The sequence below is a fragment of the Dyella sp. genome (assembly GCF_035277725.1).
Classification (GTDB): Bacteria; Pseudomonadota; Gammaproteobacteria; order Xanthomonadales; family Rhodanobacteraceae; genus Dyella_B.
The window spans coordinates 1-18,592 of sequence record NZ_DATEJY010000083.1 but is presented as its reverse complement, the minus strand read 5'-3'; the positions used below and the strand labels follow the sequence as shown (position 1 = coordinate 18,592).

Here is an 18,592-nt window from a genome sequence, read left to right as displayed (position 1 = left end):
ACTTGCGGCGCGCGATAGTTCAAATTCTTCAACAGCTGTTCGTCGAAACTCTCGGCGAACGCATCGAACACTTCGCGTACATAGTCATCCGCTGCGCGTGACGGTGCTTCCGCGGCACCACACGCGGCCAACATATGGCGCGCCACGGGATGCTCCGGTTCGCGCGCCAGCCAATCGCGATAAACCTGCGCCGCCTCTTCCAGCCGATGCAGGGCGTACAAGGACATGCCCAGCGATTCCAGCGCGCGCACATTGCGCTGGTTCAACTCGTATGCAGTCCGAAAACATTCCACCGACTGCTCGACATGCTCCCTGCTCTGCGCATGATTACGCAGGAACATGCCCATCAAGTAATACCCTTGCGCAAATTTTGGCGCCTGCTGCAGCAGCTTGGCGTATGCCTCGAAGGCCTCTTCCAGCCGCTCCTGCGCTTCCAGCACTACGGCCAGATTGTTCTGCGCGTTGTAATGCTGCGGGCCACATTCCAGCGCCTTGCGATAGCTTCGTTCCGCATCGCGCAGCCGTCCGCATTCCTTATGGATATTGCCAAGATTGTTGTGCGCGTCCGGATGCTTGGGCGTGATCTTCAGCGCCGCTTCGATCAAGCGCACGCCTTCGTCGCTACGCCCTTGCTGATGACAGAGCACGCCGAGGTAATGCATCGCATCGGGCTGGCCGGCGCGTCGTTCCAGCACCTCGCGGTACAGGCGCTCGGCAGTGTCCAGGTCGCCAGCCTGGTGGGATTGCATGGCTTGGTTCAGCGCAGCGCGATAGTCCCTCGTTGCAACAACCGCAGGCCGACGAGCAGACATACGCGCAGGATCTCGCTTCACGCCCATCACCCGCTTTTAGGAGAACCTGTCCAGCGCACGCCTTGCTATCGCCGACAGAAAGCGGAACAGCAAGCCAAGTACGTACTCGATGAATCCCACCGTCATCTCGACCGTTGAGGCAACGACGCGTCCCATAAACCGCATGACTGCCGACATCAAATTGCGGATAGCCTCTCCGAGACGAATCGATTGCAGCACACCGCTGTAAAGCAGGCGCGCAAGAGTATCGAGTACGGTCGTGCCCGCGAACAAACCCACTCCCAGCACGTTGCGCGGCGTGTTGCTCACCTGCTTGACGATCCAGTCCAGCGCGGACAGGATCAATTGCAGCGCCGTGGCCGAGCGCATGATGAAGGGCCCGCTATCCTTCGCCGCATCCGCAAGCCATTCACTCGCTTTCTCGAAGCTGCTGTGCTTGGGCAGAATCACCGGCAACGAGGACCAGCTGCAGCCCGCTACGGATTTTTCATACGCATCGGGCATGGAGTGCGCCTCGATGCTGATCAACTTGCCCGGCCCCTTCAGGCGATAGGCATTGCTGCCATACGGCACATGGAAATACGGAAAGATCGGCACCATGGGCACCGGGTCGGTATCGTGATAGCAGCGGTAAATGTTCTGCTCACCCAATCGGCCGGAGAGATATTCGGCATGGCCTTCCAAACCGCTGCGTGGCGCGCCGAACGTATACAGCCGCACACCACAACCGATGCCACTCAAGCTGTCTGCAATCAAGGTGGCCATCGCGCCACCCAGGCTATGGCCGACCACGTGCAATGCCGAAGGATTGCGCCCGCGCAACTGTTGCATGATCTGCGGCAGTACCGATTGCGCCGCGCGCCAGAAGCCGGTGTGCACGATATAGCCGCTGGGGCCGGTAATGCCGCCCATGCGCACGTTGCTCAGCCAGTCGTAGCCGCTCTTGGGATACGTACCGCGCACAGTAACGAGACATTCGCCCTGGCGAGCCGCCTTTCCCCATGCGACGTAGCCAAAGCCCGTCTGCTGTTCGATCACACCCATGCCGGTGCTGCCAACCACATGGGTGCCGCCGCCGATGTCGAAAGACTCGCGCGCACTCGGAGCCGATGCCTCGGCAAACCGCATGTTCGAACTCAGGCGCACCTGATAAGTGCTGTCGGCAATCTCGGCCGCCTGTATCGGAGAAAGTTCCATGGCCATCGTAATCCCCTGAAAGAATGAAGGAGCCGTGTCTTACACGGCCTTGCAAATGCCGTAATGCTTGCCCTCGTAGTCCGGCTGGCGAGTCAGCTCGCAAACCAGATTGATCGGTTTCCCATCGAGTTCCGTATTAGCGTTGTAAGACGTCTTGCCATGCAGCCAAGCGGTGTACTCAACGCCTTGATACTTGATCGTGATGGTCTGCTGGATCGTCGGTTGTGCGGGAACCAATCGCAGCAAGCCTGCCTTGCGCTCGATGGCCGGAAACCCAAATGCACCCTTGGCATCGGTGACGGTCTGCTGCGGCGGAATTTCGTTCTCGTTGTCCGACCACACCACCTTTTCAACCAGCTCGGCGCCTTCCACCGGCTTGCCGTCCTTCAGGACGGTGCCGTGCACTTCGGAAATCAAGACCAGACGATCGAACGCACCCATCGCACATCCCTCAGATAAGCCAGACAACACGAACACCAGAACGATAAGCAAAACCTTGCAGACCGAACGCGATATAACCCACTGTTTGCGCATTGCACCTGCCCTTTAACTGGCCAACGCCTTGGAACGCAGAGCCGAATGATCGAGCACACCCATCCCGCATCCTTGGCAACCTGGCAACTTGAACATTACAGCCCCACCGTGACAGACGGCGCATAGGTTGGGCCGAAATCTCTGCTTCTTTCAATCCTCAATGCTGGGATTTCATCCCAGCCTACGTGGCTGCACTGGATTAGTCCGGGCATCCCTAACGCTTCATCCACAGGTGGATTGAATATGCCACTGCGGCAAGCAACGCGGCAGGCATGGTTATCAATGAGAACCAGCCGCACACGAACATCCCGTAAAGCACGTTCCCCACATCCCTGCCCGCAATGACGCACGGACCAACGTTTGCTTCGTTCAATTCGCATTTGGCCCAGTCCGCAATGGCACTGGCCAGCATGGCAAGCAGTACGGGCAGCAGACCGACAAAGGCGATAAACAAATAAATCAGCCACGGCTTCACCTGCATCCTCCGCCCCACGGGTTGTCCTGCCGCAGCCTCCACATGGCACACCACGTCTCAGCCGATCATCACCTTGAAGCACCCCAGCACGATCACCCCGCCATGAGCTGTGCTGTCCCCCATGCGCGCAACCGGCCGGCCGCCCGCCAACACCTTCGGCGAGCCCATCGCGATCGCATCCGGCGGCCCCACGCAAACCGCCATGTCGCCCACGCATGCCGCCGGCATGCCGCCGATCAATACGGTTGGCGCACCCGGGCCGGCGATCGGGCCGCCAACGTGGGGCACCGGTCCAGTCGTCATGGGGCAAGTGTGCATATCGGTAAGGCGGGCTGCGGGTTGCATGGGGCACTCCAAACGCTGGTAACGATAGTGTCTTCGGACAACTTACTTTCCGCCAGGGCCGGATGGCCGGCAATGGTGGTCAAGGGCAACTTCGCTCTTGCCGGCAAACAACTTGCCCTTCTTCAAGATCGTCTTTCCTGCAAAGCGGCCGCTACGCCAGATCACTTTGCATGTCTTCACATCAACGGCGTACAGGCGGTTATTGCTGCCGGAGCAAGTCGGGACGAACAGGACATCGTGACAAAGGAACTCATTTCGTTTTTTGCAACTTCAACCTTGGCTCCATTTGCCTACCGAATGTATGAGACCGCTGCCTCTTTTTGTAATTGACGACAGGCGCCTGATTGTTGAGTTGCGCAAAATAGTGAACAAACCAGTTGTCAGGATCGGCGACAAGCCAGGCATTGCAGTTTCCACACGGAATCAGATCCACGTAAATGTGGTAGTGCCCTCCATGCCCCAAAAACGCCAACCCTTGCGCTCTGGCAACGGTAATGGCGGTCTGCTCTGCGTGCTCGCCCAGCAACGAGCTGGAAAACGGTCGTCCCGGCGCAGCAACATGCACGCCATTGAAGTCTGGATCCAATCCTGTGTAGAGGCGCGATGAGCCATAGACTACCGAGAAACCGCCAGCCACTGCTACCGCGTCATAAGCAGCGTTCTGCGCTATGGCAACCGCCGCGTTACACGAGTTATAAGAAAAACCAAGCGCCTGCTGCCCAAGAAATTGCGTAAAGTGGGCCATCGAACGATGACAGAGCGCCTGCCCTATCTGGTCCTCCATGTCTGCCGGAGGGGCAAACAAATTCACTTGTCTAAGCCCAACTATTGCCATGGCATTTACTCCTTAGGGTTACTTCGCAACAACTAAAGAATCAGATCTCATTCCGCGCCACAAAACAGGCAAAAAAAATCCAGCATCCTTGTAGATATAAACAACGAGACCACATCAACAGCGATGTTCGAACCAAGCTCCGCTCAAACCAAATCCGAAAAATGGCAAATAGCACCTTGACTATCGGTATTTCCCGAAAAGCCTTCAACGTCCCATCGCGCATGGTGGCCACCGTGACCGCCATCAATCCTGACGGCAACAGCAATCTTTGACGCCGGCCGCCAAGTGAACGACTGACCCAAGCTGGCGTTACTCAAATCCTGCAATTGAATGCCGCTGAGAAACATCACGGTACTTCCGGTAGTTTGCTGTAGTTGACCCCATCTAGCATTAGCGACGTCTTTCGCACAATCTATGATTGCCGCGGATTGCGCATCGGAAAGCGCCACACCACGCCATGCCGTATAAAGAACCCGGATATCACCAAGCGTCAAACCCAGGTTGCCTATAAGAAAATTTGCAAGATCCACGCTGCAAAAAGTATCGTAACCCGATGTGCCGAAGGGCCTGATATGTTTCAACAAAAATGCAAATGAAATAGACACGTCTCGCATCCTTAAAGAAGCACCCCAATCGATTAACCAGCAACATAAGTTGCATGCCCAGCGGCATAAGTGATGGTCACTGGCGCTGTTTCTTTTGCAATCGTAGCCGCACTAAGCTCTGCAGTATGATCTTCCCAGTATTTAGTGCCATCGACGATCACCGTAATCGTGGCTCCTCCTCCCGCGGTGGTAGAGAGATGTTTAAGGATGAGTTTGCATTGACTGCAAGGATATGCGTTTTGGGTAAGGGTGCACCCGTTCCTCTCCGCCGGACTCATGGATTCCAGAACCTGCATTTCCGCGTGATCGTGGTTTGTTAGGGCGCCATCAGCTTTGATGCCTTTATATATGGTCAATCCCTTGGCAGCCGTGACGCGCACTTTCTTTCCTGCGCCAGTCCTGCCTTGGCATTCCACGCTAAATTTTGTTGATCCCGAAGATTTCTTTTTCGGCATGACCTTAAGCCCTCTGAGCAAATGTGGAATTTTTAATACGACACGGGACCATCGCACCGTGATGTGCTGAATTGCGAGCCATTAGCAGTCATCCGTCCACTGCCACGCGCGCACCACGGGCCAGAATAATCAAACCCGGCACCGGCATTCCCCCTTCCGTCCGTATAACGTATTGCTCCATATGCTCCAGCCGCATTCCGCACTCATGGATAGTATTCTCAACGTACGAACGCGCATGCTTGAACCGCAGGGTTGCGGGAAGCCGAAAAGGCCTTTCATCTTCGGCCTCTTCGAAAGACATAAGCATGAGACCATTTGGCATCAATGCGCGGGCAGCGCTACCCAACACAGCGCGAAGATCACCTATATAGATCAGGGAGTCACCAGCCAAGATCAAATCGAAGCGACTTTCGCATTCTTCCAAGAAGACATGAAATTCGCGCTCAACCAAGCGATCGTAAACGCCCCGTAGTCTCGACTTGGCCAGCATTCCGGCAGAAACATCTACGCCCCACAAGCTACGCGCATATCGTCTAGCGCGCATGCCGCATAACCCTGTGCCACACCCTAAATCCAGTGCGCAATCGAGCTTATTTTCACCCACCCATTGGTACAGAAGCTCCGCAAAGCGCGAAGGCACGCTGTAGTTCAACCCCCCTAGTGTCCGATCAAAGGAATCAGCAAATTTGTCAAATTCGTTGGCAACATAGGCCAAAGGAAGCTGGGACAAATGATCCGCATCCAGCAGCAAGCTTCGCTGATATCCGATGACAGGGTTATCCGGGTCGATGTACTGCCATCGATTGAAATAGGTTCTCGCCGCCTCCAGCTGCCCATTGGCCACCAGTGCTCGGCAGAGCTCGAGATACGCTGCCGGATTGTATCGATTACAAGTAGCCAGCTGCTGTAACTGCAGAATGCTCAACATGGCGAATACCTCGGCATGCGTCCCTCGTGGCGTTGAGAGTCATAGTCACTTTCATAATGACTGTGACCCACCTAATCGCTCCGCCCTCCGTCTCGAAATCTGCCTAAGCAAAGCCGTAGTCGAAATCCTGCCCCTTAACTCCGACATTCACGCCTGCCACAGCCTTGCCTTCAATCATCCGCATCAAAAACTCACGACTCACATCAGGCAACATCGTATTGGTGAGAATCGCATCAATCATGCGCCCACCCGACTCGCTCTCCGTGCAACGACTCACCACCAGCTTCACCACGTCATCGTTGTATTCGAACGGAATCTTGTAGCGAGCCTCGATGCGCTTCTTGATGCGGCCCAGCTGCAGCTTCACGATCTCGCCCAGCATCTGCTCGCTCAGCGGGTAATACGGAATCGTTACCAGGCGTCCCAGCAATGCAGGCGGGAAGATTTTCAGCAGTGGTTCGCGCAGGGCCTTTGCCATGCCGTCGGGATCGGGCATCAGGTCCGGGTCTTTGCACAGGCTGGCGATCAGGTCGGTGCCGGCGTTGGTGGTCAGCAAGATCAGGGTGTTCTTGAAGTCGATCTGACGGCCTTCGCCGTCTTCCATCACGCCCTTGTCGAACACCTGGAAGAAGATTTCGTGCACGTCGGGGTGCGCTTTTTCGACTTCGTCCAGCAGCACCACGCTGTACGGTTTGCGGCGCACGGCTTCGGTGAGTACGCCGCCTTCGCCGTAACCCACATAACCCGGAGGTGCGCCTTTGAGCGTGGAAACGGTGTGCGCTTCCTGGAATTCGCTCATGTTGATGGTGATGAGGTTTTGTTCGCCGCCGTACAGCGCTTCGGCGAGTGCCAGTGCGGTTTCGGTTTTGCCGACGCCGGAGGTGCCGGCGAGCATGAACACGCCGATCGGCTTGTTGGGGTTGTCGAGGCCGGCGCGGGAGGTCTGGATGCGCTTGGCGATCATTTCCATGGCGTGGTTCTGACCGATCACGCGTTGGCTCATGAGCTTGGCCAGATTCATCACCGTTTCCAGCTCGCTCTTGACCATGCGGCCGACGGGGATGCCGGTCCAGTCCGCTACCACCGATCCCACGGCGGTGTAATCGACGGTGGGAAGGATCAGCGGATGCTCGCCTTGCAGTTCGGCGAGTTGTGCCTGCAGGGCGTGCAGCTCTTGCAGCATGCCCGTGCGTTGCTCATCAGAAAGTTCGACTGGTGCCTCGATGACTTCCGCTTCTGCCGAGGCGGCTTTTTCCAGCTTGCTGCCGGTGCCTTCCACGGGCGAGTGATCGCCGCGAAGCTTGGCGCGGATGGTGAGGATTTCTTCGACCAGCGTTTTCTCGGCTTGCCAGTTGGCTTCGAGTTCTTCCAGCCGCGTCTTTTGCTCGGTGAGTTTTTCAGTGGCGGCAGCTTCGCGCTCCGCCACGTTCACACCAACAGTCTTTTCGCGGGCGATGATGGCGAGTTCCGTTTCCAACGCCTGGATGCGCTTGCGCGTGTCGTCCACTTCCGGCGGCACGGCGTGCTGGCTGATGGCGACGCGTGCGCAGGCGGTGTCGAGCAAACTCACTGCTTTATCCGGCAGTTGGCGCGCGGGAATGTAGCGATGCGAGAGCTTCACCGCGGCTTCGAGCGCTTCATCGAGAATCTGTACGCGATGATGCTTTTCCATCACGCTCGCGACGCCGCGCATCATCAGGATGCCCTTCTCTTCGCTGGGCTCGTCCACTTGCACGGTCTGGAAGCGGCGAGTGAGTGCCGGATCTTTCTCGATATGCTTTTTGTATTCGGCCCAGGTGGTGGCGCCGACCGTGCGCAGGTTGCCGCGCGCGAGTGCGGGCTTGAGCAGGTTGGCCGCATCGCCGGTGCCGGCCGCGCCGCCTGCGCCAACCAGCGTGTGCGCTTCGTCGATAAACAGAATGATCGGCTTGGGCGAGGACTGCACTTCCTCGATCACCTGGCGCAGCCGATTTTCGAATTCGCCTTTCATGCTGGCGCCGGCTTGCAGCAGGCCGACGTCGAGCGTGCGCAGTTCCACGTCTTTCAATGACGGCGGCACGTCGCCGGCGGCGATGCGCAGGGCGAAACCTTCCACTACGGCCGTCTTGCCTACACCGGCTTCGCCCACCAGCATCGGGTTGTTCTGGCGGCGGCGCATCAGAATGTCGACCACCTGGCGGATTTCTTCGTCGCGCCCGACGATGGGATCGATCTTGCCATTGCGCGCCTGCTCGGTCAGGTCGACGGTGAACTGGCGCAGCGCTTCCTGCTTGCCCATCTGTGCCGGCGGCATGGCGCCGCTGGCTTCGCCTGGTACAGCCGCGCTGCCGAGACGAAAACCGTCGTTGGCATTTTGGCCGTCTTCCGGCGAACCACTCACCACTTCGGCGAATTTTTCCGCCAGGGTTTCCGGCTTGACCTTCTCGAATTCCTTGGAAATGTTGAGCAGCGTGTTGCGCAGGTTGCGTGTGCGCATGGCGCCGAAGATCAGATAACCGGTACGCACCTGCGCTTCGCCGAACATCAAGGTGGCGAAGACCCAGGCGCGTTCAACGGCTTCTTCCACGTCGCTCGACAAGTCGGAAATGCTGCTGGAACCGCGCGGCAGGCGATCCAAGGCATCGGTCACATCGCGCGCCAAGTTGGACGGATTGAGGTTGAACTGCTTGACGATGCGGTGCAGGTCGGAATCCTGCAGTTGCAGGATCTGGTGGATCCAGTGCACCAGCTCGACGTACGGGTTGCCCCGAAGCTTGCAGAACACCGTGGCGCTTTCGATACCGCGGTAGGCCAATTTGTTGAGCTTGCCGAACAATGCACTGCGACTGATTTCTGCCATGACGACTACCCCTGAATTTTGATGCTCGCTTCGAGCGAGGTCCAACCTGCTCACCATCACTGCTTCGTTTGTAGGCTGGGATGAAATCCCAGCACGGGATGCCTGTTTAAAGCTGCTGGAATTTCATCCCAGCCTACCCACTATCGCGCGTTAGGCGGCTTTACCAGCTCTTCATAAGGCGGCAACCCACCAAATTGCTCTTGAACAGCTTGATAGGCGACCTTCAAATCGTCCGCGGCCAAATCAAAACTGACCAGCAGCTGCTCCAACTCGGCCGCATGTTCTGGAGTTCCCTCATTGAGCTGCCTGTCCATTACCGCGATCTCCGCAGCTACGCATTGGATTGCAACCATCAACGTTTGTGGCTTGAGTTGCATGTCTATCCGGCCTCAGGTAGCAGGTAACATCGACCGAATAGTTGCCCTTGAAGACAGCCCTGTACAGATCGACACTCGTTTTCTCGTAGTCGTAACTCACAAACATCTCCTTAAAAGCTGCTGGGATTTCATCCCAGCCTACTTGGCTATGAACGTACGAGTTTCTGATACGGCGGAAGATTGCTCACAGTCCGTTGCGCTTCTTCGTAGCCGGTCCGTAGTTCCTGCGCAGCCATTTCAAAGCTCAATAACAAAACCTCCAACTCACCAGCTTGGGGACTGTCATCGGTCTCCAACTGCTCCGCTAGTTGGTGAATTTTTGCGTCGACGGCTTGGATTGCCATCATCAATGTCGAGCCGCTTATCTGAGGCATGTTGTTTCTCCACTTATTCGTTATGCACGGGAAAGCTCAACTGAGCGTGCAATGGCGTTCCGCGCAAAATTATCCAAAGCCCCCTTCATGGCTTCCTTGGTCATCATTTCCTTGGCCTCTATCTGGTAGTGCGTAGCCTTGAATCGCTTGTTGTAACCGGTGTCTTTGACAACAAGCGAATCAGGCACCGGAGTACCATCGGGTATTTCGAAAGACAACCAGCCCGGCTTGGTAAAGACATTGGCTCGGTCAAACAACGAGGTGCCGCCTCCAGGCATCACCCATTCAACACCGCCCTTCGTCTCCATCTCGACGTCGGCTCTGCGGACATCTCCGCTATCCAGTGTTTTTGGATAGAAATCGGGATAGAGCACGCCAGGTACAGGCTGCTCATCGCGCATGAGTCCATGCGGAAACTGCTCGATTCGACAGGAACGGTACAAATCCAGTTTGGTTGCTTCTGACATGCCAATTTCCTTTCGACAAATGAACTATGAGTGCCTTATCGCGGTACCGCCTACCCCACCGGCCGCAAGACCACATCATCGTTATCCGCCTTGCGTTGCTGTTGCCCCAGCCAGGTGGTCAACCCCATCCGCCCGCTCTGTCCCATGCGCGTGGTCGGTATCTCCTCGTGCTTGAGCACGAGTTGCACGTCCCAGGCTTTTTCCTCGCCGACATAGGTTTTTACCGCCGCCACCAACTGGCGCAGCGCTTCGCCGCCCGGCAGGAAGTTGTTGAATTGCGAACGCGTCAAGGGTCCAAGCCGCAGGCGGAAGCGTTGCTGTGCGCCCCACACGTATTCGCCGACGACCGCGGTGGAACCCAGGCCCGCTACATCGCGCGATTGGCCCAGGCGCAAATGTGCGGATTCCGGCAAACGCATCCACTCGGTGGTGAACTCGATCACGCTCACCGGAACACCGAAGAAGTGCTCCAGCAGATGTTTCAGTCCTTCCGCATTGCGCGCCTGCGCCAGCAGGCGTCCGGCAAAGAAATGCTTGTAGCGGTCCGGCAACGCGTCGCGACTTTGCAGGTTGGCGGTGGACAAGCCCACCAGCGCGCCCATGTAAAGACTGAAGCGATCTTCGCCGGGACGATCGAGCTGGATGGTCGGCTGCGCATCGGCCCACACGCGATAGAACAGGCTCAGCATGCGGTGATGAAAGATGTCCGCGAACGCGATGAAAGTGCCATCGCGTGCGTTGAGTTTGCGGTCCAGTGCGTATTCGGTCAGATGCAACGGCAACGGCGCATTCGGCCCGAACAAGCCGAAGAACAAGCTGTACATGCGCGGCGGCTTGCCATCGGCTTGCGGCTCGAAGCGATCCACGGTGCGCGGTGCGAACGCCAGCGATGGCGTCTGGCACAGGCGCACGGGATCTTCCGCCGGCTTGGTGGAACGGCCGAAGCGCGGGCGGTCCGGATGCGCGCATTCGAGCCAACGAAGCGCTTCGAAAAATTCGAAGACTTCCGGCCGGTCGCGCAGCGCCTGCTCCAGCGCTACACGTCCCAGCGCTACAGAATCTGGCGTTTGCCGAGTCGGGCCGGCCATCGAGCCACCTCGTTGCGTTCCAGGGTGCGCAGTACGGTTTCGGTGAAGGAGTTCACCGAGACGTAGCGCGCAAAGAAATGCCGCATTACCGAGCCGAGCAGGAAGGCCCCCGTGCCTTCGAAAGCACCGTCATCGCAAGTCAAAGTAATTTCCAGGCCACGCCCGAAAGCGATCGGTCCCGGTACCGGAATACGCCTGACCACCGGTTGGCAACCGACGGCCTTCACGCCTTCGATCTGGCGGCGTGCACTGGCGTCGAATTCATCGCAATACAAGGTCAGCATTTCGCGCAGCGCCGCAGCACCTTCTTCACCGCTGTCGCCCAACAGCGACACGTAGTTGAGCTGCAGATGGCTGAGCAGGCGCCACGCGGTTTCGCCATTGGCTGTCGGTGCGCGCGGTTTGGTGGGACCGGCGACGCAGCGAATGGACGTAATCGGCGCACCGGTTTCCAAGGTGAAATCGGTACGCGACTTGCCCACCGGCATCTGCAACGGCAGATCACGGTTGGTGCACATCAGCATCATGCCGATCTGGCGCAACTTGGTGGAATACGGCGCGTCGTTGGCATCCACCAGCGAAATGAATACTTCGCTTCCCACGTAGCTAGAACGTGCACCATGTAATTTCTGCCGCGCGGACAGCAAGCGCGGTTCGCGACGCAGCGTGTAGAAGGCGGCGCTGCCGCTATGCCACACGCGCTCGTCGCAACCGTAGAACGGTTGAAAGCGCTGCTCCGGTTCCGCGCGATCGCCGAAGCCTTCCACCTGGCTCATGCTGTGCACTTCGAAATCCATCGGCCGCGTGCGATCGGCCAGCACGTGGTATTCGGTTTTGCCTTGTTGCAGATGGATGCGATCGGCGCGGCGCGGAAACAGATTGATGGCCGGCGTGCAGAACAGCCGGAAATTGCTGGTATCGACGGCGTTGTGCAGCCGGCTGACGCTGCGGTCGAAGAAAACGGTGATGTCGAATTCGGTGGCCTGCGAACGCGCGAGCACCTGTTTCAAGCCGGTGAATACGGCGAACAGGAAGCGCTCCGGGCAGGCGAAATATTCCTGCAGCAGGCGATAGCCGCTGAAGGAGCGGTCCGAAAACGGCAGCAACGCTTCGTCGTCGGCAAAGCCCTTGTCGCGAATCGCCGAGGCATCGAAGTGTTCGACCAGCGTGCCGCTGGGGCTGGGCATGCGCACCACGAAACCTTGCGCATTGCCGAGCAGTTGCTCGTACAGGCGCTTGGGCAGTTCGTCGGCGCCGGCAATGAAGATCGGCAGCTCGTCCATCGCCAGCATGTTGGCTTGCGCGCCGGCGGTGATCACGAATTTCAGGCGCAGGCCTGCACGCACCGTCTTGCCGGCGGGAATCGGCACGCTGGCGGCGGCGATGGCGGCCGGTGTCTCGAAATATTTGGCTTCGACCAGTTCCAGCGGCCACAGGGTGACGTCGTGCGCGGTGCGGTATTCGCACGCGGTGCGGTCGTCGTTGGCGATCAGGCTGCGCAAGGCGGTATTGCGCGCGACGGTATAGCCGGTAGCCAGCGCGCTTTCTTTGGTATCAGGATTCAACTGCACCACGGCCATCGACGGGATCGGCGACAGGTAGTGCGGGTAGATCATCTCCATCAGGTGTTGCGTGAACACCGGATACTGCGCGTCGAGCTTGAGCTGGATGCGTGCGGCCAGGAAGGCAAAACCTTCCAGCAAGCGTTCCACGTACGGATCGGCGCACTCGAAGCCTTCCATGCCGAGGCGGCCGGCAATCTTGGGATATTCGCGTGCGAATTCCGCGCCCATTTCCCGGACGTGTTGCAGCTCGCGGTTGTAGTAGCGCAGCAGTCGCGGGTCCATAGGTCAGTGTTCCCTACGTTTGCGCAAGGCAGGATTTTTGCCCGTCGATTCGACGCTACCGAACCGTCGCCCCGGCGAAGGCCGGGGTCCAGTGTCGTTGAGGAGTGCAAAGTCGCTGGGTCCCGGCCTTCGCCGGGACGACGATGTATCAAGCATTACGACTAGTGTTGAATCCGTTGACTTTTGGGCAGAAAGGCACTGGATTCCAGCTTTCGCTGGAATGACAAAGAAAGGATTCGCGGAGCGTTGGGACATAAAGGTCCTATAAGCCTCAGCTATCGGACACGTTGAACTTGCCTGTTTCCAGGTCCACTTCGGTCTTGAGATACAGATTCAACGGAATCGGCTGTGCCCACATTTCCGATTCGATGTTGAAGGTGAGCGATTGGCGATCCATGCGCTTGAGATCGGCGTTGACGATCACGCGCAAGGTGTTGGACGTAAGCCGCGGCTCGAACGTAAGGATGGCTTCGCGGATCTGCCGCTGCAGCACCTTGGCGTCGACACCCGACACGGCCACGCCGGTGAGATCGGGAATGCCGAAATTGACCACCGAGCGCGCCACTTCCGGATACTCGGCCAGCTCGTCGTCGATGCCGAGATTCACGCAATTGAGCAGCCAGGAAATATCGCGCGCCACGCAATCGCGCAGGCGCGAGGCGGAAATCACGCGTTTTTCGCGGCTTTCCTCAGGCTTAGCCGGTTCGTCATCGGCCAGCCGATCCAGCAGCGACGGCTGCAGGCGTTCCTGGGTGGTGAGCTCGGCCATGAGCTGTTACACATCAAACGTGATGGTGCGGACATCCAACAGCGGGTACTCGCCGGCATCCGTCGCCAGCATGCGCTGACCGGTGCCGACGAAGCACTCGTCGCCAAGATCGATCCACTCGGTCTTGCGCGCCAGCACCACATCGCTGTCGGCGGCGCGTTCTGAATTCGGGTAACGGCACGGCACGAAACCGATCGCTTCGCCGCCGTTGGTCCAGGTGATCTGTACCGGCGCCCACACTTTGTCGCGCAGATCGGTCGGTGCTTCGAACTTCAATTCGCGAATGCGTGCGAACGGTACCCACGCATAGCCACCGTTGACGGTCACTTCCAAGCATGGCCCGAAGCGCGGATCGGCATCGGCGAGCCACTCGAAGCGCTGGCCGTCAATCGTTCCGCTCACCGCTTCAGCGGCGTCGAAAGCCTGCTCGCGCAGCGGCAGCGCTTGCGCATAGCGTTCTTCGCCAATCAGCTTCAGTGATTGCAGCAACAAAGCCAGCCATTGCGCAGGTTCACCGATCACCGTCGGCAGCTGTTCGCCACGCATGACATGAGCGCGTTTCAGCTCGCCCTGCAAGGCGCGGCTGTACGCTTCCACCATCAGCGTATTGCCGGGATCCAGTTCGCCACTTACTTTCAGCTGCGTTTGCGCACGCTCCCACTGCCCCAGCAACGACAGCAGCTGAAACAAAAATACGCGTGCCTTGGCATCGGCCGGATTGCCGCGCACCTGAGCGGTCAAACCCTGCAACGCCTCGTCGAGGCGGCCTTCTTTCAGCATGTTTTCGGGGGTCATGTCCTAAGTCCCTGCGTTCCGGAAGGCGGGAATTTGTCGCGGCGACGCCCACCGCCCTCCTCCTTTGACAGGAGTGGAGCTGGATTGCCATGAAGCACACATCCCCGTGATGCCGTCATGCCCGCGAACGCGGGCATCCATCTTGCCCTGATGCATTCTTGAAAATGGATTCCCGCTTTCGCGGGAATGACGGCCACCTGAGGTGGCTGTCATCGTGGCCGGCTGGCGTCGCACGAACGGATTGCTTCGTGCAACGCCAGCCTTCGTCTGCAAACCCCGGCAGTTGTAAACCGGGATCAGTGCAAGCGCTGGCTCAAACTCAGCCCTTGGCAACCTGCTGCATGTCGAAGGTGAAGTCCTTCGTGCCGCCGTCCTTGCCGCCCTTGTCGTCCTGCGGCTGGAACGAGTACTTGAACTTGCCGAAGTGCAGCGTGACGTTTTCGGTGAGGCGATCTTCGCCGCCGCTACCGCCGGTGGACATGGAGTTGACCAGCACGCCTTCGCTCAGCTCGATGGTGAGGAAGTCGGTCTGCTCGCCGGTGGCGTTGGTCACGTACAGCGTGGCCTTTTCGATGCGTGCGCCGGTGGCGCAAGCCTGCAGCAGTGCGTTGGAGCAACCGTCCACGTACTTGGTGATGGAGATGTCCTGCACGTGCGCCTTGCCACCGCTGGCCGAACCTGCGCCGGAGTGCAGGTCGCCGCTGTTGCTGACGCCCCACGACCAGGCCAGGATCGGCACTTCGCCCTTGTGCTTCTTGTGATTGGACGCGCCTTTGACCGCAACGCTGCCGCCTTCAAACTTGATATGCATGTCGAATGCCATAAATCCTCTCCTCGCTGCTCTGATTGATGATGGTCTGATTGATGAGGGCTACCGCCAACCCGGCGGCTCCTTTTACTGCACTACTTCCTGATTCAAGCCTTCGCCGCCGACGGCAGACGCGAGACCAGGCGCAACGACACCGTCAAACCCTCAAGCTGGTAATGCGGCTTGAGGAAAAACTTGGAGCTGTAATAGCCGGGCGCGCCTTCGACCTCCTCGACCACCACTTCCGCAGCGGAAAGCGGCTTGCGCGCCTTGGTTTCTTCGCTGGAGTTTTCCGGATCGCCATCGATGTACTGGCTGATCCAGTTACTGAGCCACTTCTCCACCGATTCGCGGCTGCTGAAGGAACCGATCTTGTCGCGCACGATGCACTTCAGGTAATGCGCGAAACGGCAGCAGGCGAACATGTACGGCAGGCGCGCAGCCAGCGCCGCGTTGGCGGTGGCGTCGGGGTTGTCGTATTCCTCCGGCTTGGCCAGCGACTGTGCGCTGATAAAGGCGGCCATGTCGGAATTCTTGCGGTGGACCAGCGGCATCAGGCCCATTTTGTCCAGTTCCGCCGAGCGGCGGTCGGTGATGGCGATTTCGGTGGGGCACTTCATGTCCACGCCACCGTCGTCGGTCGGGAAGGTATGCACCGGCAAGCCCTCCACCGCACCGCCGGATTCAATACCGCGAATGCGCGAGCACCAGCCGTATTCCTTGAACGAGCGGTTGATGTTCACCGCCATCGCGTAGGCGGCGTTCTGCCAGGTGTACTTGGACGAGTCGGCGCCGGTGGTGTCTTCTTCGAAATCGAACTCGTCCACCGGGTTGGTCTTGGCACCGTACGGCAGGCGCGCCAGCGTGCGCGGCATGGTCAGGCCGAGATACTTGGCATCATCCGATTCGCGCAGCGAACGCCAGGAGGCGTAATCGGGCGTGGAGAAGATCTTCGCCAGGTCGCGCGGGTTGGCCAGCTCGTTCCAGCTGTCCATGCCCATCAGGGTGGAGTTGGCGGCACTGATGAACGGCGCGTGCGCGGCCGCAGCCACCTGGGCAATGCCGCCCAGCATTTCGACGTCCTGCGGGCTGTGATCGAAGTAGTAGTCGCCGACCAGACAGCCATAGGGCTCGCCGCCCAGCTGGCCGTACTCTTCTTCGTAGACTTTCTTGAAGATCGGGCTCTGGTCCCACGCCGTGCCTTTATAACGCTTCAGCGTCTTGCCCAGTTCCTTCTTGGAGATGTTGAACACACGGATCTTCAATAGCTGATCCGTTTCCGTGTTGTTGACCAGGTAATGCAGGCCGCGCCAGGCGCTTTCCAGTTTCTGGAAATCCGCGTGATGCATGACCAGGTTGAGCTGCTCGCTGATCTTGCGATCAAGTTCCGCGATGTAGGCGTTGATGGTCTGGGTGACGTCATCGGAAACGATGTCCGCCTTGTTCAACACCTGCTCGGCCAGCGTGCGCACCGCCGATTCCACTTCCTCGCGCGCACGGTCGCTCTTGGGCTTGAATTCCTTGGTCAGCAGCGAAGCAAAATCGCCGGCATCGACGGTTTGTACGGCGCCACCTTGTTCGGCCAGTTTTTCAGTTGCCATGATCGATTACTCCCCTTCCGGCTTGGGCGCGGAGGCCAGCGATTGCAGCAGGGCTGGATCGTTGATGGCCTGGGCGATCAGCTTTTCGGCGCCGGCCTTGCCATCCAGATAGGTGCCGAGGTTGGCGAGCTGGGTGCGTGCCTCGAGCAGCTTGGCGATCGGCGCCACCTTGCGTGCGACAGCGGCGGGCGAGAAGTCGTCCATGCTTTCGAAGGTGATGTCGACGCTGAGATTGCCTTCGCCCGTCAAGGTGTTAGGCACGGCAAAGCTCACGCGCGGCTTCATCGCCTGCAGGCGGGTGTCGAAGTTGTCGACGTCGATTTCCAGCGCCTTGCGCTCTTCGATCGCCGGCAGTTCGGCGTTATTGGCGCCGGAGAGATCCGACATCACACCCATCACGAACGGCACCTGCACTTTTTTCTGTGCGCCATAAACCTCGACGTCGTATTCGATTTGCACTCGAGGTGCGCGATTTCGCGCAATGAATTTCTGACTGCTCTGCTTGGCCATACGACGTCTCCTTGGAATAAGGATCAACAACAAGTGGAACTGCTTGTATTCGAATACCGCCGCCGGGTAGCGCGGTTGACAGCCATATGACAGACGTGCGTCACCTGACGGAGCAAACTTTGCAACCGGCTTCAAAGGTGAAACAAAGCGGCTCGGCGGCCCTCCCCCGTGGGCCTACGTAGCGAGGCGAGCGCGTGGCAACCGCCGCAAAAAGTACGCGTTACGACGCGAAAGAAAAGGTCCCTGTTACCCATCTAAATTTATGCTCAATTGAGCCGACTCGCAACGCCAATTTGTCATGTGAAAATCTGGTGAAAAAATGTTAGGCAATGCTCGCCTATCCGTAACGAACCCTTTGATTGGGCGCAAATTCTTCCACGGACAGCGCGCAGTGCTGCAACGCCATTGTCATCATGGGTGGGCCGAATCGGGGATACGTCGCAATGGCGCGGGCTGGCAATGTTGCCTGCACGCAAAAAGCGATCAGGCGTCATGGCAAGAGCAGCCGGCACATGCCGCGGCTTCATGCTTTGCCTGCGGTAATGCCGCTATCGCGCCGACGCTCCGCCATGCGGATGGGCCTCAATAATGTGGCGACATTGGCTACTTCGTTGGTCATGATCATCCCTGATAAAGCCTGCACCGTGCGGCAAGCTGTAATGGTGGCAACCTGGTAAATGCCCCGGCCTCGAAACGCGGGACATCCCACCCGTCGCAGGCTGCGGAATTTACCGATAGTCGGAAAGGGATTACAAGTACCTGACGTCCTGAAAATTTGCCACCTCGTCAATTCAAGGCGTTACGTTCTTATTCCCCCACGTAGCGGCCGAGGCGGATTTGCAATTCATCAAGCGAAGCCATGAATGACTTCAGCCATGTTGCCTGCATGCAGGTTGGGTGAGGCAACGCCGAACCCCGACATGCGCACGCC

General features: G+C 58.5%; 20 protein-coding genes. All 20 read right to left on the bottom strand.

From position 1 onward, the window contains the following. The coding region (locus tag VJR68_RS08025; protein ID WP_324147147.1) for a tetratricopeptide repeat protein at nt 1-749 on the bottom strand (749 nt) is incomplete at its 3' end. 99 nt (nt 750-848) lie between these two features. After that, the gene (locus VJR68_RS08020; RefSeq protein ID WP_324147145.1) at nt 849-2,009 is read right to left on the bottom strand and encodes a lipase family protein; all 1,161 of its coding nucleotides are present in this window, start codon (nt 2,007-2,009) and stop codon (nt 849-851) included. A gap of 39 nt (nt 2,010-2,048) precedes the next feature. Further along, a complete protein-coding gene (locus VJR68_RS08015; protein WP_324147144.1) occupies nt 2,049-2,450 on the bottom strand; it encodes a DUF6795 domain-containing protein in 402 nt (133 codons plus the stop codon). A gap of 307 nt (nt 2,451-2,757) precedes the next feature. Further along, nucleotides 2,758-3,018: a hypothetical protein gene (locus tag VJR68_RS08010; protein WP_324147142.1), complete on the bottom strand. Its 261-nt coding sequence runs from the start codon at nt 3,016-3,018 to the stop codon at nt 2,758-2,760. A gap of 57 nt (nt 3,019-3,075) precedes the next feature. Then, nucleotides 3,076-3,363 carry a PAAR domain-containing protein gene (locus VJR68_RS08005; RefSeq protein WP_324147141.1) on the bottom strand — a complete coding sequence of 96 codons (288 nt, stop codon included), beginning with the start codon at nt 3,361-3,363 and terminating at the stop codon, nt 3,076-3,078. A 250-nt stretch (nt 3,364-3,613) separates the two neighbouring features. After that, nucleotides 3,614-4,198: a hypothetical protein gene (locus tag VJR68_RS08000; protein ID WP_324147140.1), complete on the bottom strand. Its 585-nt coding sequence runs from the start codon at nt 4,196-4,198 to the stop codon at nt 3,614-3,616. A 143-nt stretch (nt 4,199-4,341) separates the two neighbouring features. Continuing rightward, entirely contained in the window at nt 4,342-4,803 is a 462-nt protein-coding gene (locus tag VJR68_RS07995; RefSeq protein ID WP_324147139.1) for a hypothetical protein, read from the bottom strand. Nucleotides 4,804-4,835: 32 nt separating this feature from the next. After that, nucleotides 4,836-5,258: a hypothetical protein gene (locus tag VJR68_RS07990; protein ID WP_324147138.1), complete on the bottom strand. Its 423-nt coding sequence runs from the start codon at nt 5,256-5,258 to the stop codon at nt 4,836-4,838. 88 nt (nt 5,259-5,346) lie between these two features. Further along, nucleotides 5,347-6,186 carry a methyltransferase gene (locus VJR68_RS07985; protein ID WP_324147137.1) on the bottom strand — a complete coding sequence of 280 codons (840 nt, stop codon included), beginning with the start codon at nt 6,184-6,186 and terminating at the stop codon, nt 5,347-5,349. Nucleotides 6,187-6,289: 103 nt separating this feature from the next. After that, nucleotides 6,290-9,025, bottom strand: a complete 2,736-nt coding sequence (gene tssH, locus VJR68_RS07980; RefSeq protein WP_324147136.1) for a type VI secretion system ATPase TssH — start codon at nt 9,023-9,025, stop codon at nt 6,290-6,292. Between the two features lie 140 nt (nt 9,026-9,165). Then, nucleotides 9,166-9,402 carry a hypothetical protein gene (locus VJR68_RS07975; RefSeq protein ID WP_324147134.1) on the bottom strand — a complete coding sequence of 79 codons (237 nt, stop codon included), beginning with the start codon at nt 9,400-9,402 and terminating at the stop codon, nt 9,166-9,168. 146 nt (nt 9,403-9,548) lie between these two features. After that, nucleotides 9,549-9,776 (bottom strand): hypothetical protein, encoded by a 228-nt coding sequence (locus VJR68_RS07970; protein ID WP_324147133.1) that lies wholly within the window; start codon nt 9,774-9,776, stop codon nt 9,549-9,551. A gap of 20 nt (nt 9,777-9,796) precedes the next feature. Beyond that, nucleotides 9,797-10,243 carry a hypothetical protein gene (locus VJR68_RS07965; protein ID WP_324147132.1) on the bottom strand — a complete coding sequence of 149 codons (447 nt, stop codon included), beginning with the start codon at nt 10,241-10,243 and terminating at the stop codon, nt 9,797-9,799. A 50-nt stretch (nt 10,244-10,293) separates the two neighbouring features. Next, a complete protein-coding gene (gene tssG / locus VJR68_RS07960) occupies nt 10,294-11,331 on the bottom strand; it encodes a type VI secretion system baseplate subunit TssG (protein ID WP_324147131.1) in 1,038 nt (345 codons plus the stop codon). Beyond that, the gene (gene tssF, locus VJR68_RS07955; RefSeq protein WP_324147130.1) at nt 11,295-13,178 is read right to left on the bottom strand and encodes a type VI secretion system baseplate subunit TssF; all 1,884 of its coding nucleotides are present in this window, start codon (nt 13,176-13,178) and stop codon (nt 11,295-11,297) included. The genes tssG and tssF overlap by 37 nt, the downstream gene beginning before the upstream one ends. Nucleotides 13,179-13,449: 271 nt before the next feature. After that, a complete protein-coding gene (gene tssE / locus VJR68_RS07950; RefSeq protein WP_324147129.1) occupies nt 13,450-13,947 on the bottom strand; it encodes a type VI secretion system baseplate subunit TssE in 498 nt (165 codons plus the stop codon). Between the two features lie 6 nt (nt 13,948-13,953). After that, nucleotides 13,954-14,742: a type VI secretion system accessory protein TagJ gene (locus VJR68_RS07945; RefSeq protein WP_324147128.1), complete on the bottom strand. Its 789-nt coding sequence runs from the start codon at nt 14,740-14,742 to the stop codon at nt 13,954-13,956. 319 nt (nt 14,743-15,061) lie between these two features. Then, nucleotides 15,062-15,565 (bottom strand): type VI secretion system tube protein Hcp, encoded by a 504-nt coding sequence (locus VJR68_RS07940; protein WP_324147127.1) that lies wholly within the window; start codon nt 15,563-15,565, stop codon nt 15,062-15,064. Nucleotides 15,566-15,657: 92 nt separating this feature from the next. Then, complete coding sequence (gene tssC / locus VJR68_RS07935; RefSeq protein WP_324147126.1) at nt 15,658-17,151, bottom strand: type VI secretion system contractile sheath large subunit; 1,494 nt, start codon at nt 17,149-17,151, stop codon at nt 15,658-15,660. 6 nt (nt 17,152-17,157) lie between these two features. Continuing rightward, complete coding sequence (gene tssB, locus VJR68_RS07930; RefSeq protein WP_324147125.1) at nt 17,158-17,661, bottom strand: type VI secretion system contractile sheath small subunit; 504 nt, start codon at nt 17,659-17,661, stop codon at nt 17,158-17,160. Nucleotides 17,662-18,592 lie beyond the last annotated feature (931 nt).